The 15,344-nt window shown below is 72.1% G+C and carries 10 protein-coding genes; 8 read left to right on the top strand and 2 right to left on the bottom strand.

Annotated features, from left to right (window positions below):
* Position 1: 1 nt before the first annotated feature.
* A complete protein-coding gene (locus ACWD0Y_RS15940) occupies positions 2-4,369 on the top strand; it encodes an nSTAND1 domain-containing NTPase (RefSeq protein ID WP_450260937.1) in 4,368 nt (1,455 codons plus the stop codon).
* A 328-nt stretch (positions 4,370-4,697) separates the two neighbouring features.
* Here ACWD0Y_RS15940 and ACWD0Y_RS15935 read toward each other — a convergent pair whose 3' ends face one another.
* Positions 4,698-5,156: a nuclear transport factor 2 family protein gene (locus ACWD0Y_RS15935; RefSeq protein ID WP_450260936.1), complete on the bottom strand. Its 459-nt coding sequence runs from the start codon at positions 5,154-5,156 to the stop codon at positions 4,698-4,700.
* A gap of 291 nt (positions 5,157-5,447) precedes the next feature.
* Between ACWD0Y_RS15935 and ACWD0Y_RS15930 the strand changes: the two genes are divergently transcribed.
* The gene (locus tag ACWD0Y_RS15930) at positions 5,448-6,203 is read left to right on the top strand and encodes a hypothetical protein (RefSeq protein WP_450260935.1); all 756 of its coding nucleotides are present in this window, start codon (positions 5,448-5,450) and stop codon (positions 6,201-6,203) included.
* A 72-nt stretch (positions 6,204-6,275) separates the two neighbouring features.
* Here the strand turns inward: ACWD0Y_RS15930 and ACWD0Y_RS15925 are convergent, their stop codons facing one another.
* On the bottom strand, positions 6,276-6,737 hold the full coding sequence (locus ACWD0Y_RS15925; RefSeq protein ID WP_450260934.1) for a VOC family protein: 462 nt from the start codon (positions 6,735-6,737) through the stop codon (positions 6,276-6,278).
* 617 nt (positions 6,738-7,354) lie between these two features.
* On the opposite strand from ACWD0Y_RS15925, the gene ACWD0Y_RS15920 reads away from it, so the two are divergent.
* Genes ACWD0Y_RS15920 through yicI form a run of 6 tightly spaced genes read left to right on the top strand, consistent with a single transcriptional unit; the run spans position 7,355 to position 15,238 of the window.
* Positions 7,355-8,386 (top strand): LacI family DNA-binding transcriptional regulator, encoded by a 1,032-nt coding sequence (locus ACWD0Y_RS15920; protein WP_450260933.1) that lies wholly within the window; start codon positions 7,355-7,357, stop codon positions 8,384-8,386.
* Between the two features lie 16 nt (positions 8,387-8,402).
* The gene (locus tag ACWD0Y_RS15915; RefSeq protein ID WP_450260932.1) at positions 8,403-9,641 is read left to right on the top strand and encodes an ABC transporter substrate-binding protein; all 1,239 of its coding nucleotides are present in this window, start codon (positions 8,403-8,405) and stop codon (positions 9,639-9,641) included.
* 8 nt (positions 9,642-9,649) lie between these two features.
* The gene (locus tag ACWD0Y_RS15910; RefSeq protein WP_450260931.1) at positions 9,650-10,609 is read left to right on the top strand and encodes a carbohydrate ABC transporter permease; all 960 of its coding nucleotides are present in this window, start codon (positions 9,650-9,652) and stop codon (positions 10,607-10,609) included.
* A gap of 14 nt (positions 10,610-10,623) precedes the next feature.
* Positions 10,624-11,439 (top strand): carbohydrate ABC transporter permease, encoded by an 816-nt coding sequence (locus ACWD0Y_RS15905; RefSeq protein ID WP_450260930.1) that lies wholly within the window; start codon positions 10,624-10,626, stop codon positions 11,437-11,439.
* A gap of 35 nt (positions 11,440-11,474) precedes the next feature.
* Positions 11,475-12,908, top strand: a complete 1,434-nt coding sequence (locus ACWD0Y_RS15900; RefSeq protein WP_450260929.1) for a GH1 family beta-glucosidase — start codon at positions 11,475-11,477, stop codon at positions 12,906-12,908.
* Positions 12,905-15,238 carry an alpha-xylosidase gene (gene yicI / locus ACWD0Y_RS15895; RefSeq protein WP_450260928.1) on the top strand — a complete coding sequence of 778 codons (2,334 nt, stop codon included), beginning with the start codon at positions 12,905-12,907 and terminating at the stop codon, positions 15,236-15,238. The genes ACWD0Y_RS15900 and yicI overlap by 4 nt, the downstream gene beginning before the upstream one ends.
* Positions 15,239-15,344: the final 106 nt, after the last annotated feature.

Here is a 15,344-nt window from a genome sequence, read left to right as displayed (position 1 = left end):
TGTGACGGTGGTGCGCGAGGAAGAGTTACTGACGCGGTCACTGGTCCGCATACGTTCCCGTCACGGGGACATCGTCGGAGCGGGATTCCTGGTCGACAGCGACATCGTCTGCACCTGCGCCCATGTCGTCGCGGCGGCGGCAGGGCTGCCGGCCACGTCGGCACAGGCGCCTCGGGACACGGTGAGCGTCGAGTTCCCGCTGCTGAGGGACGGTACCGGAGCCGTACGGTCCGGCCGTGCCGCGGTCGTGACATGGCGGCCGGTCGAGGACGACGACACCGGAGACGTGGCGTTGCTGCGCCTGGAGCAGCCTGTGCCGGGCTCCCGGCCGGTCCCGCTCGTCGACGGCACCCAGGTCTGGAATCACGCATTCCGGGTCATGGGCTTTCCCGAGGGCGCGCGGCACGGCGTGTGGGCCTCGGGAACGCTGCGCGGCACCCAGGGCGCGGGCTGGCTGCAGATGGAGACGACCGGCCAGGGGCAGCGGGTCTCCGCCGGTTTCAGCGGCTCCCCGGTCTGGGACGACGCGCAGGGTGGCGCTGTCGGCATGACCGTCGCCGTGCAGCGTGGCGCCGGCTCGACCACCGGATATCTGATCCCGTCTGCGTCGCTCGTCGACGAGAGCATCCTGCGCCCGCGCTGCCCGTTCCGCGGACTCGCCCCGTTCACCGAGGCCGAAGCGGGCCTCTTCCACGCGCGTGAGGAGGAGACCGGGCGCCTGGAAGCCGCGGTCGGAGTGCGGCCGCTGACCCTCGTGGTCGGCCCCTCGGGCTGCGGCAAGTCGTCGCTCGTCCGCGCCGGTCTGGTGCCGAGGCTGACGGGTGCGGGCTGGACGGTGTCCGAGCTGCGGGCCGTGCCCGGCGCGAGTCCCGCGCGGATCGTGGCGCGTGCCCTCGTCCCCGTACTGGAACCGTCGCTGGCCGAGACCGAACGGCTCCGCGCCACAGAGGACCTGACCGGCCTGCTGACCCGGCCGCGCCCCGGCGCCCCGGAACCGGCCGGCCAGACCTCCTCCGCCCCGGCCGGCGCGTCCGACGAGCCTGCCGCCGACCTGCGTTCCCGGGTGCTGGCCCACGCGGGAGCGGGCGGACACGTCCTCTTCGTCGACCAGTTGGAGGAGTACGCCGCAGCGCAGCCGGCCGACGCTCGCGAACTTCTGCGGCTCCTCATCATCCTCGGCTCGCATCGGCAGTCCGGGCCCGGCCCGGAGCTGCGTGTCGTGGCCACCGCCCGCCCCGAGTCCCTCGACACGCTCGTCACCTCGGCCACCGCCGACTCCCTCAGCGCGGGCGCCGTGCAGTTCCTCGCCCCCCTGTCCGCCACGGGGCTCCACCGGGCGATCACCGCGCCGGTCGAGGCGGTGCCCGGCCTCTGGTACGAAGCGGGCCTGCCCGAACGGATCGTCGCGGACGCGGCCGACGAGCCCGGACGCATGCCCCTCGTCGAGTTCGCTCTGACCCGCCTGTGGGAGCGGCGCGAGGGATCGATGCTCACTCACGCCGCCTACGACGAGCTGGGCGGTGTCGCGGGAGCGCTCGTCGGCTACGCCGAGGACGCGGTCGCCGAACTGCTCCACACGGACCAGGAGTTCCTCGCCCGACGGCTCTTCGCCCAGCTGACCCGCCCCGACGACCGCGGAGGCTTCGCGCGCAGCCCCGCCCCCCTGTCCGGCCTCGACCCCGCACTGCGCTCCCTCGCCCGGCGGCTGGCACCGACGAAGCTGGTCGTACTGGGCCGCGCCCCGGACGGAGAGGAGATCGCCGACCTCGCGCACGAGGCCCTGGCCACTCTCTGGCCCCGGCTCAACGGCTGGCTCGTCGACTCACGTGACTTCCGGCAGTGGCAGGAACAGCTGCGGCAGGACATGCGGCGCTGGCAGGAGGAGGGGGAGGAGGACGGGGCCCTGCTGCGCGGCGGCGTCCTGGCGACGGCGTCCGACTGGCTGCAGAACCATCCCCAGGACCTCAGCGACACCGAGCACGCCTACATCCGGCGCAGCACCCAGCACCACCGGCGCAGCATCCGCCGCCTGCGCGTCCTGGCGGCCGTGCTGACGGTGCTGGTGCTGCTGGCCGGGAGCCTGGCCGTCGGCGTCTGGCAGAGCAACAGGCGTGCCGAGGAGCAGCTGCGCACACAGGCGTCCCGACTGCTGGCCTCGCTCGCCGACCGCCACTCCGCGAACGACCCCGCCCTCTCCCTCCAGCTGGGCCTCGCCGCCTGGCGCACCGAAGAGACCTCCGAGTCGTACGCCGCGCTGCTCCGCCAGTACGCACGCGGGCAGCAGATGTCGGGCAGCCACCCCGGCCTGTGGCCCGGCTCCTTCACGGACATGAAGACCTCGCGGGACGGAAGGACCGCTGTCGTACGGTCCCGCCGGGACGTCGGCGGGCCCGCGCTCACCCTGGTCACGGGCCTGGCGGACGGCGCTCCCCGGCAGCGTCCGCTGGGCGGCGTCCCGGACGGGGAGGCGGGCGGCGACCTGAGTCCGGACGGCCGCTACTACGCCCAGGCGGAGGCCGACGGCGGCGTGTGGCTGTGGGACCTCACCGAGCCCGCCGCGAAACCCCGCCACCTGGCGTCCGACGACGCGGCCGGGCGCAAGCCGAACGGTGTCTCAGTGGACTTCAGCGGCGACGGCCGGCGTCTGCTGCGGATGTTCAAGTTCTACGACGCGTCCGGCGCCAAGGACGCTCGGGAGCGCCAAGCCGTCGTCTCGGCCTGGGACGTGGCCACCGGCCGGCAGCTGCCGGCCGACCCCGGCCTCGTACCGGACCACACGCGCGCGGCCGCCTTCACCAAGGACCCCGGGCAGGTCGTTTTCACACCGGAGTACTCGCCGCCCGACGTCCGGCGAACGGTGATCCGCGACCTTGCGACGGGCCGCCCGGTCCATGCCTTCGCGGCCCGCAGCCACACCACGGTCGCGGGGGGCGGCGAACTGCTCGTCGAGGAACCGGACAGCATCCACGACGCGACCTTGCGCGTACGCCCCGCGAGCCCGGCGAGGGAGCGCGCCGTTGCCCTGCCCGCCCCTGCGGGCGGCACGACAACCACGGGCGACCTGATCGACGCGACCGGGGAATTCGCCGTCTACATCCAGTTCGTCGAGGAAGGGGCGTACGCCGAGTTCACCCTGATCCACCTGCGGACCGGCGACGCCTACCGGACCAGATCGGCCGCCGACAGCTCGTACGACGATCTGTCGGCCGCGAACATCACAGTCGTTCCCGCCGAGGGTGACGACCGCCATGTCACCGTCGCCGTTCCCACCCCCAACGCGCTGCTGACCGCCCGGGCCGCTCCCCTGGAGGCGTCCGCCGCATCCCTGGTCGGCGAGGCCAACGCCACCGAGCAGGGCGCACTGGCACCCGACGGGAAGCACCTCGCGTTCCTCGCCGACCAGTCGCTGACCGTCGTCGACACCACGACCGGCGCCACCCGGAGCATGCCCTGGGACTCCGGAGCCGGCACCGCCCCCCTGCCGGTATGGACGGCCGACTCCCGGTGGATCGTGCTGCACCGACCGGACCGCGAGCTCACCGCCGCCTCCCACGACCTCCGTACACGCACCGACCTCGCATGGGAGGACACCGGCCGCCCGGCCAGGAGCAAGGGTGTGGAAGCCGTCGAACCGGTGCGCGGCAGCGAGATCGCGGTCATGACCACCGACGGCAGAGTGATGCTCGTCGACGCCGCAACCGGCAGCCGCGTCGGACCGGCGATCCAGGTGGAACGCCGCACCGAGCAGCAGACGGCGAACTCCTTCACCTCTTACGGGCAACTCCGGGCCCGCCCCGGCCACCCGGACGAGGTGGCCGTCGTCACCAGTGCCGGCGGGAACACCGGCAGCGTCGAACTCTGGAACCTGCGCACCGCCACCCGTCTGCGCGCCCTCACCACAGGCGAGTTGCACCCTCGCTTCGAGACGACCGATCCGACACCACTCGTGTTCACCTCCGACGGCCGGCACCTCATGACGCGCAACGCCGACGGATTCCTGCGCCGCTGGGACGTGAACGCGGGCAAGGAACTGGGCCCCGCGCTGGCGGCGGCGGGAGCGCAAGTCACCGATCTGATCGGCTTTGGCGCGCGCGGCACACTGATGACCCTGGGCGGCGGCTTCGTGGGCGAGGTGCAGTTCTGGGACTTGGAAAGCGGGCTGTTGCTGACCGGCCACCCGGTGGGCAGGCCGCTCGGCATCACCGTACGCGACCACCACCTGATGATCGCCGGCCGCGACTGGTACCAGAACCTGGACTTCCTGCCCGACGCCATGGCCGACGCCCTGTGCGCGGGCGTGGCCCGGGACTTCACGCCCGCGGAACGCGCGCTGCTGCCTGCGGGTTCGAGGCGATCCGCGCCCTGCTGAGCACCGGCGTGCGCCGGGGCGAACCAGGGACGGAAAGCCGCGCCACCACTGACGTCGCTGCGGTCGGGACGACGATGCCCTGGCGTCCGCCTCACCACATTCGACGGGACGCGTGCCGTCGAGGACTCCCACCGGCTGACCGCCCTGCGCGGGCAACTCCTCGCACACCGGGAGCCCCGCACACGCAGGACGTGAACGGGGCATCGGTCCGGTTGCGAGACGGGTCCCGGCTCCGGAGCCGTACGGGCTCCGCCATGAGATCCACGGCTCGGCCGCGCACCACCTGCCGGCGCTCCTGACCGCGGTCCCGCCCGCGGCGCCGGTGACCTTACGGAGTGCAGGCCTCGGCGATCGACAGGCTGTTCTCGTAGAGGTGGTGCCGGGTGATCCGGCCGTCCTCGACGGTGAGGCGCAATGCGAACGGGCCCTCGAAGGACTTTCCCGTCGCGCGTACGGTCCCCGACAGGTGCCCCGTCAGGACGGCGTCGGTGCCGTCGACGAGGAAGGCGTCGACGGAGGCGCGCGCGTCCTCGGGCACGGTGTGCTCCATCAACTCCGTGAACTGGGCGGCGCAGTCGGCGGCGGTGGACCGCGGGCGGATCCACGGGACGGCGGGGTTCTCGGCGAGCAGCCAGTCGACCTCGTCGGCGAAGAGCGTGACGAGCCGCTCGGTGTCCCCGGCCACCCGGGCGGCGAGGAAATCCTGCACGACGGTCCGGGTGGCCTCGGTGACGGAACTCGCGGTGGTGGCTGGAATCGGCGTGGTGGCAGGGGACTTGACGGCCATGGCGCTCTCCTCGGGGCTGCGGGCGGGCCCCGGTGGGGGTTCCCGTCGATGTGCTCGATTCTGCCGGGGGATGGGAGAGCGGTCGATTACCCCGGGGGTAATGAGCGGCCGCTGCCGCCCCTTGCCGGCTGTGACACGTGCGGCTCCGACGCGGGCCCGGTTCCGCCGGGGGACCGGCTCCGCGCGGGCCCGGTTCCGCCGGGCCGGTGAGCCCGCCGGCCTGCCCGATGGGCCCCGCTCCATCGGCCGCCTCCGCGGTGGCTGTCGTACCGGGGCGGTACTGTCGCGCCCGTGACATCAGGGGCGAAGGGCCGGGGGCGTGTGATGGATTTCCGGGTGGGCGACGTCGTCAGGATCTCCTGTCCGTTCACGGAGGCCCAGGTCACCGGGAAACAGAAGTACGGCGGCCAGGTCGTGGTCGAGTGGCCGTGGTGGTCGGCCGACCCGGACTGCGACTGGATCCACTGGAACGGCAGGGTAGTCGTCGACGGCGATCCGGGGCTGGACGACGGGCACCGCGGGCTGTTCCGCACCGATCCGGCGCCCGACCGGCTCACCGCCGGCGACACATGCCACGTCGGCATCCCACCGACCCTCGTGCACGTCATCGACGTCGCCCACTACGACCCGCCCAAGGAGACCGGCCGCCTGCCACGCCCCCGGCGGGAAACAGTCGTCCTGTTCGCGGGCCGCTCGTACGACTCCCGCCTGGAGGAGCAGGGCGAAAGCCTCGATCCAGACGACGACATCCCGGTCACCTTCGACCTGGTCCTCCGCCCCTACGCCTTCCTGGAACCCGGAGACGAGGTCGCCGACGCGGCCGGCCGCGCCTGGCGCTTCGACGGCCCGTGGGACTGGCGCCCCTTCGACGGCGCCGAACCCCGCGAACCCCTCTGGCCACTCACCCTCCTCACCCGCGAAGGCCGCGTCGACGCGGCGGCCACAGAAGCGGGAGCGGCCGTCGCCGAAACGACGAAGACCGGCTCCCACCAGGAGGAACGCGCCTGCTGGAGCGCCCTCGCCCAGGCGTGCCCAAACCTGACCTGACCGTCTGGCCACGCCGGCAGACTCCTGCCCGCCCTCCGTCGGCCTCGTCCGCCCGACCGCGGACGAATCGCGTCAGTCCAGGCAGAACTCGTTGCCCTCGGGGTCGGTCATCACGATGAAGCCGGCGCTCATCGGGGGAGCGGGCTCGTGGCGGCGTACCCGCGTCGCTCCCAGCGCGACGAGCCGGTCGCACTCGGCCTCAAGCGCCGTCATCCGCTCCTCTCCCTGCAACCCGGGAGCCGCACGGACGTCGAGGTGGACGCGGTTCTTGGCGACCTTGTCCTCCGGCACCTGCTGGAAGAAGACGCGGGGGCCGTGCCCGTCCGGGTCCTCGATGGCCGATCTCGTGTTGCGCTGCTCTTCCGGTACGCCGATCCGCGCGAGGAAGTCGTCCCACGCGGCCAGCGGGTCGGCGCCCTCGGGCACGTCGACTCCGGGCGGGCCGGGGTGGACGTAGCCCAGTACGTCGCGCCAGAAGGACGACAGCGCCCGCGGGTCGTGGGCGTCGAAGGTGACCTGGATGTGGCGGCTCATCGGGTTGCTCCGTTCGTAGCGGGTTCCGTGTGCGGGCAGAGGTCGCGCAGTGTCCGGTCCAAGCCGAGTCCGTTTGCGTCCATGGAGTCACCCTGACACCCCTTGCGGACAGGATCGGTCCGCTGTCTCCGGCCGGGTGGGTGACATGGGCGTGGCGAGCGGTGACCAGCGGGGTACGACGGATCGAGCGCTCACCCCGCTCGGGCTGCCGCAGCAGCGCCAGGTCCGGCCAGGCCGACGCCGCCGACATCGTCGCGGAGACTGGCCTGATGGCCTGATGGCCCGGCGGCCCGGCGGCCCGGCGGCCCGGCGACCCGGCGACGGATCGACGAGGTGCGGAGCCCGGGGCTGGGGAACCCGCTCCCGAGCCGGGCCGAAGGAACGCGCCGACGGCCCGGCTGCGGCCGCGCTTCGCGCCACCGCGTTCCAGACGGCGGGGGAGCGCACCGTCCTGCACGTCACGAACCCGTACTCCGGCCGCGCCGGCCCATCTCCCGGTCGCCCCGGATTACTTCGCTCCGGACTCTTGTCCGCGATCTCCCAACTGCCTAGCATTACGGCCACGTTGAATCGAATCGATTCGACGAATCGATTCGACCAGTCAGCGAAGGAGCGGCGTGGCAACGATCAAGGACGTGGCCGAGCGGGCCGGTGTGGCCCCCAGCACTGTCTCGTACGTGCTCAGCGGCTCCCGGAAGATCTCCGACGAGACCCGCCGCGCCGTCCGCGCCGCCGTCGAGGAGCTGGGTTACCACCCCCGTGCCTCCGCCCGCAGCCTGCGCAGTGCCCGCACCCGCGTACTGGCACTGGCCGTCCCCCGCGTCCCCGGCAAGTCCCGGGGCGCGGACGGTACGTTCGCCATCGACATCAGCGACGCCGCCCGCGCTCACGGCCACGACGTGGTGCTGATCACCGACCTCGACGGCGTCGCCGGGATGCGCCGGGTCGCCGGCAGCGGCATGGCGGACGCCGCGGTGCTGATGGCAGTGGAAGAGGAGGATCCGCGCGTCGCCGCACTCCGCGAGCTGGAGTTCCCGGCCGCGCTGCTCGGCCGCAGTGAGAGCGACCCCGGTATGCCGTGGGTGGATCTCGACTGGGAGGCCGCCGTCGCCCTGGCCCTGCGGGAGACCGCGGCGGCCGGCCACCGGCGGATCGTGTTCCTGTCCTCCGCCGACCACGAGATCGACTCCCGGCGCGGCTACGCGCTGCACGGTCTCCGCGGCGCCCGGCTGGCCGCCGCGGAGACCACCGCGGAGCTGCGGACCGTGCCCTCCAGCGGCGAACCCGAGGAACTGGGCCGCCGGTTGCGCGAGGTGCTCTCCGTCCGCCCCGCCCCGACCGCACTCGTCGTCCAGCACCTGATCCTCCTGCCGCATCTGCTGGACGAGATCACCGCGCTCGGCCTGCGGGTACCGGAGGACCTGGCGCTCGTGCTGGTCGGCAGCATCCCGGACGACCTGGGCGGCCGGCGGCTGCCCCGTATCGAACTTCCCGTCGCGGAGATGTCCGCCGCCGTGGTCCGGCTCGCCATCGGAGCCATCGGCGCTGACACCTCGGACCCGGCGGGAGAACACCCACCACACCGGCTGATCTCCCCCCGGATGGCGACCGGGTGCGTGATCGGTCCTCCCTCGGAGCCGTCTTCGTGAACGGAGAACCATCACCATGCAACGCCCTGCCAGGCGCACAAGGCTGATCGCGGCGTCCACCGCCGTCACCGCCCTGTCGGCGCTGGGCCTCACGGGGTGTGCCACCACCCCCGACCCCGGCACCGTCACCGTCCTCAACTCGGCCACCGACGCGGCCGAGCACGACGCCAACCAGGAGTTCTTCGACCGCTGCGCGAAGCCGCTGGGCCTGAGGGTCGAGCAGATCAGCGTGCCCGCCGACACCGTCGCATCGAAGGCCCTGCGGATGGCCTCGTCCGACTCGCTCACCGACATCCTCGAACTCGACGGCTCGGAGCTGCCGCAGTTCGCGGGGACGGGCGGACTGCGCCCGCTGAAGGAGATCGGCCTGAACACCTCGGGCTTCTCCGACAGCGCCACCTCGCTCGGCAGCCATGACGGTGAGCAGTACGGGGTCGCCCGTTCAGTGAACTCCCTCGCGCTGCTCTACAACAAGGACATGCTGCGCGAGGCCGGGGTCGAGCCGCCCGCCACCTGGGACGAGCTGCGGGAAACCGCGAAGAAACTGACCGGCGGCGACACCTACGGGATGGCGTTCAGCGCGAGCCCCAACGCCGACGGCGTGTACCAGTTCCTGCCGTTCTTCTGGTCCGGCGGAGGTGACGAGGCACAGCTGGACAACGGCAGGGGCGAAGCGGCGCTGGAGCTCTGGAAGAGCATGCTGGACGACAAGTCCGTGTCGGCCTCAGTCGTCAACTGGAACCAGCAGGACGTCAACGACCAGTTCGTCGCGGGCCGTGCCGCCATGATGATCAACGGGCCGTGGCAGGTGCCTGTCCTCAGTGCGCAGGACGAGGTGGACTGGGCCGTCGCCACGATCCCGGTGCCCGAGGCCGGACAGGACGCGGTGCCGCCGATCGGCGGCACGGTGATGGCCGTGCCGAAGAACGAGGACGGCCCCGAGCGCGAGCGGAACGCGGCGAGGATCCTCAACTGCCTGAACGAGGAGGGGAACCAGCTCGCGTGGGGCGAACGCGTGAACAACGTGCCCACCCGCGCGGCCGCCGCCGGCCGGTACGCCGCGGAGAACCCCGAACTGGCCCCCTTCGTGAACCTGGTCGCGACGGCCCGCTCCCGTACCGCACAGGTCGGAACCCGCTGGCCGGTGATCCAGGACGCGCTCGCGGGCTCCTTCCAGTCGGTGCTGACGGGCCGCTCCGAGCCCGGGGCGGCGTTGGAGCGGGCGCAGTCGCAGGCCGCGGACGAGGAGAAGTGAGGACGCCCATGAGTACCGCTCCCTCCTCCGCCACCGCGACGGCGAGCACCGCCGCTCTCGCGCCGAAGCCCACCTCCCTGCGCGGCCGGCGCTCCGCGCTGCGCCGGCTGTTCGTCCTGCCCGCGCTGGTCTACATGGCGCTGTTCTTCGGCTACCCGCTCGTCCGCAACGTCCTGATGAGCTTTCAGCACTACACGCCGAAGACGTACTTCACCGGTGAGGCACCCTTCAACGGGCTCGACAACTGGCGCGCCGTCTTCTCCGACGAACTGTTCGCCCACTCGCTGTGGCACACCGCGGTCTTCACCATCGGCTCGCTGGCCGGCCAGTTCACCCTCGGACTGGCGCTGGCCGTGTTCTTCTCCCGCCGGTTCCGGCTCTCCGGGACGATACGCGCGGTGCTGCTGCTGCCCTGGCTGGTCCCCATGGTGGTGTCCGCCGTCGTCTGGCGGCGCATCCTCGACCAGGACCACGGCATCCTCAACAGCGCGCTCCAGGCGCTCGGCCTGACCGACAGCGGCGTGCCGTGGCTGAGCAGCCCGAGCGTGGCACTGCTGTCGGCGATCCTGGTCAACATCTGGATCGGCATCCCGTTCAACATGGTGATCCTCTACGGCGGGCTCCAGGAGATCCCCCGTGAGCTGTACGAGGCGGCGTCGCTGGACGGCGCGAGCCCGTGGCGGACCTTCCGCAGCATCACGCTGCCGCTGCTCCGCCCGGTGGTCACCGTGGTGCTGGTGCTGGGCTTCATGTCCACGGTGAAGATCCTGGACCTGATCCTGGCACTCACCTCGGGCGGCCCCGCCGACTCCACCCAGACCCTGGGCACCGTGACCTACCAACTGTCCTTCCTCCAGCTCGACTTCGGCCAGGGCGCGGTCGTCGGCAACGTCCTCATCCTCATCAGCGCGGTCTTCGCCGTGCTCTACCTGCGGGCCAACCGGGCCGACTTCGGAAGGGGGAAGTGATACCAGTGAGACCGATGAAGCCGTCGTCCCTGCGCGGTGCCTGGAACACCACTGCCGCGCTGCTCATCCTCGTCCTCCTGCTGTTCCCGGTGTACTGGATGCTCAACACCGCGTTGCAGCCCGACACCAGCACCGCCGCCACCGGCTGGTTCCCGACCTCGCCGAGCCTGTCCAACTTCGACGCGGCGCTCAGCAGCCAGGGCAAGTCGCTGCTGACGAGCCTGACCGTGGCCCTCGGTTCGGTCGTCGTCTGCCTGGCACTGGCCGCTCCGGCCGCGTACGGGCTGGCGCAGTTCGGGCTCAAGGGCGGGCAGACCATCGTCTTCACCACCCTGATCACCCAGATGGTGCCGGGCATCGTCATTGCCAACGCCCTCTACAGCGCGTACGCGGAGCTGGGCCTGGTCAACTCCTATCTGGGACTGATCCTGGCGGACGCCTCGCTGGGGCTGCCGTTCTCCATCGTGCTGTTGCGGGCGTTCATGGTGGCCATCCCCGGCGAGGTGATCGAGGCGGCGCTGGTCGACGGCGCCAACCGGTTCACGGCGTTCATCCGGATCGTGCTGCCGATGAGCCGCAACGCGCTGATCACGGCCGGGCTGTTCACCTTCCTCTTCGCCTGGTCGGACTTCATGTTCGCCCTGACCCTCAACACGACCGACGACGTCAAGCCGGTCACCCTCGGCATCTACCAGTTCGTCGGGGCACACGTCAGCGACTGGGGTGCCGTGATGGCCACCGCCGTGCTGTCGGCCGTGCCCGCGGCGGTCCTGCTCGTCGTCGCCCAGAAGTACATCGCCGCCGGCATCGCCGGCGGGTCCGTCAAGTAGTGACCGCCGACCGGAGAAGAAGGCAAGCGATCCTGATGAGTTCCCCCACCGACGGCCCCGGGTTCCCCCGCTTCCCGGACGGTTTCCTCTTCGGCGCCGCCACGGCCGCCTACCAGATCGAGGGCGCCCACGACGAGGACGGGCGCACCCCCTCCATCTGGGACACGTACTGCCGCGAGCCCGGCCGGGTGGCCGACGGCGCCACCGGCGACGTCGCCTGCGACCACTACCACCGCTACCGCGAGGACGTCGTCCTGCTGCGCGACCTGGGCGTGGACACCTACCGCTTCTCGATCGCCTGGCCGCGGGTGCAGCCGGACGGAACCGGCCCCGGCAACCCCAAGGGCCTGGACTTCTACGACCGGCTGACGGACGAGCTGCTGGCCGCCGGCATCGCCCCCGCCGCGACGCTCTACCACTGGGACCTGCCGCAGACGCTGGAGGACAGGGGCGGCTGGCGGGTACGGGAGACGGCGGAGCGGTTCGCCGACTACACCCGGATCGTGGCGGACCGGCTCGGCGACCGGATCGGCCGCTGGATCACCCTGAACGAGCCGTTCTGCAGCTCCTTCGTCGGCTACGGCTCCGGCAGCCACGCCCCCGGCGCCCGCGAGGGCCGGGGCGCGCTCGCCGCCGCGCACCACCTGCTGGTGGGCCACGGGCTGGCCGTACGGGCGCTGCGCGAGGCGGGCGCCACGGACGTCGGCGTCACCCTCAACCCGGACGTGCTGCTGCCCGCCACGGACAGCGAGGCCGACCGGGACGCGGTGCGCCGCGCGCAGACCATGCACAACGACGTCTTCCTCGACCCGCTGCTGGCCGGGCACTACCCGGAGCACGAGCGGGAGACCTGGGGCGGACTGGCCGACGGCTCGTACCGGCGCGACGGTGACCTGGAACTGATCGGCGCGCCGCTGGACTTCGTCGGCATCAACTACTACCGGCCGATCACCGTCTCCGACGTGCCGTTCCAGGACCCCGACCCGGCCACGCGCACCGCCGTGGACATCCGTGCCGAGGAGTCGTGGTGCGACGGCGTACGGCGGACCACGATGGGCTGGCCCGTGGTCCCGGGCGCCTTCACGGACCTGCTGACCGGCCTGCGCCGGCGCTACCCCGGCCTGCCCCCGCTGCTGATCACCGAGAACGGCAGCGCCGAGGACGACCGGGCGGACGGCGACGGGCAGATCCGCGACGCCGACCGGGTGGCGTATCTGCGCGACCACCTCGCGGCGCTCGCCGACGCCATGGAGCAGGGCGTGGACGTGCGCGGCTACTACGTCTGGTCGCTGCTGGACAACTTCGAGTGGGCCCGCGGCTACAGCAAGCGGTTCGGGATCGTCCGGGTCGACTACGACACCCTGGAGCGCACCCCGAAGGACAGCTACCGCTGGTACCGGGACCTGATCACCGACCACCGCGACCGCACCCGTACCCGTACCCCTGTGCAGGAGCAGCCCCACCGATGAAATTCACCGACGGCTACTGGCTCATGCGCGAAGGCGTCCGGGCCTCGTACGCCACCGAGGTCTCCGATGCCCGTGCCGAGGACGGCCGGCTCACCCTCTACGCCCCGGTCCGCCACGTGAAGACCCGGGGGCACACCCTCAACAGCCCGCTGATCACCGTGGAGTGCTGGTCGCCCGCCGAGGGCGTGATCGGCGTCCGCTCCACCCACCACGGCGGCGGCGTGGACCGCGGCCCGCACTTCGCGCTGAACACCGAGCCCGGCCACACCCCGAAGATCTCCTGGGACGGCCCGGTGGCCGAGCTGACCAGCGGCAAGCTGTCGCTGCGCGTGGACACCGACGCACCGTGGCGGCTGGAGTTCGTCGCCGGCGGCCGGACCCTGACCTCGGCGGGGAGCCGCGGCACGGGCTTCGCGACCACGGGCGACGGCCGCCACCACACCATCGCCCAGCTGTCCCTGGGCGTCGGCGAGCTGGTCTACGGGCTGGGGGAGCGGTTCACCCCGTTCACCAGGAACGGCCAGACGGTCGACATCTGGCAGGCCGACGGCGGCACGGCCAGCGAGCAGGCGTACAAGAACGTCCCGTTCCACCTGACGAACCGGGGCTACGGCGTCTTCGTCAACCACCCGGGCAAGGTGTCGTACGAGATCGGCTCCGAGTCGGTCGGGCAGACGCAGTTCAGTGTCGAAGGCCAGTCGGTCGAGTACTTCGTCATCCACGGGCCGACGCCCAAGGAGATCCTGGACCGCTACACGGCGCTCACCGGCCGCCCCGCGCTGCCGCCGGCGTGGTCGCTCGGACTGTGGCTGTCGACGTCCTTCACCACCTCCTACGACGAAGAGACGGTGAACCGGTTCGTCAACGGCATGGCGGAGCGCGACATCCCGCTCGGGGTGTTCCACTTCGACTGCTTCTGGATGCGCCAGTACCAGTGGTGCGACTTCACCTGGGACCCGGACGTCTTCCCGGACCCGGAGGGAATGCTGGCCCGGCTGAAGGAGCGGGGCCTGCGGATCTCGGTGTGGATCAACCCGTACATCGCGCAGAAGTCCCCGCTGTTCGAGGAGGCGCGCGCCCAGGGCTTCCTGGTGCGCAAACCGAACGGCGACGTCTGGCAGTGGGACCTGTGGCAGGCCGGCATGGGCCTGGTGGACTTCACCCATCCCGGCGCCAGGAGCTGGTACGCGGAGAAGCTGCGCGGCCTCGCCCGGCAGGGCGTGGACTGCTTCAAGACGGACTTCGGCGAGCGCGTCCCGACCGATGTCGTCTGGCACGACGGCTCGGACCCCGAGCTGATGCACAACTACTACACCCAGCTCTACAACGAGACCGTGTTCGAGGTGCTGGCCCAGGAACGCGGCGCGAACGAGGCCGTCCTCTTCGCCCGGTCCGCGACGGCGGGCGGCCAGCGGTTCCCGGTGCACTGGGGCGGCGACTGCGAGTCGACGTTCAACGCGATGGCCGAGTCGCTGCGCGGCGGGCTGTCGCTGGGGCTGTCCGGCTTCGGCTTCTGGAGCCACGACATCGGCGGCTTCGAAGGCACCCCGACCCCCGCGGTCTTCAAGCGGTGGACGCAGTTCGGGCTGCTCTCCTCGCACAGCCGGCTGCACGGCAGCAAGAGCTACCGGGTGCCGTGGGACTACGACGAGGAGGCCGTCGCGGTCACCCGCGACTTCACCCGCCTCAAGCACCGGCTGATGCCGTACCTGTACGAGGCGTCCCGGCAGGCCGCCCGGCAGGGCACCCCGGTCATGCGGGCGATGGTCCTGGAGTTCCCGGACGACCCCTCCTGCCACCCCCTGGACCGGCAGTACATGCTCGGCGGGGACATCCTCGTCGCACCGGTCTTCTCCGAGGACGGGACGGTGGAGTACTACGTGCCGGAGGGCACCTGGACCCACCTGCTCACCGGCGAGCGCGTCCAGGGCCCGTGCTGGCGCCAGGAGACGCACGGCTACGACACCCTGCCGCTGCTGGCCCGGCCCGGCTCCGTCATCCCGTTCGGCGCGGAGGACGACGAGGCCGTGTACGACTGGGCCGACGGCGTCACGCTCCGGGTCGGCGCCCCGGCCGAGGGGGCCACGGCCGAGGGGGCCACGGTCGTCACCGAGATCCCGGCGCCGGACGGCTCGACGGCCGCGGTGTTCCGCACCCGGCGCGAGCGCGGTGTGCTGACGGTCGAGGCCGAGGGCGCGCCCGGCCCCTGGCGGGTGCTGCTCACCGGCGACGCGCCGGCGGAACTGCCCGCGGGCGCCGAGCGCACGGACCTGGGCACGCTGCTGCCCGCCGCGGCGGGCACGGAGCGGGTGGCACTCCGGCTCGGCTGAGCCCCACCGGGCAGCGAACCCGGGGACCGGTCATGCCCGGTTCCCGGGCTCTTCGTCCGTCCGCTGCTGCCCCGGGCTCCGTCCGGGGCCACAGGAGCGCTGCGGC

The organism is Streptomyces altiplanensis (assembly GCF_053591575.1).
This window is presented reverse-complemented; position numbering and strand designations above follow the sequence as displayed.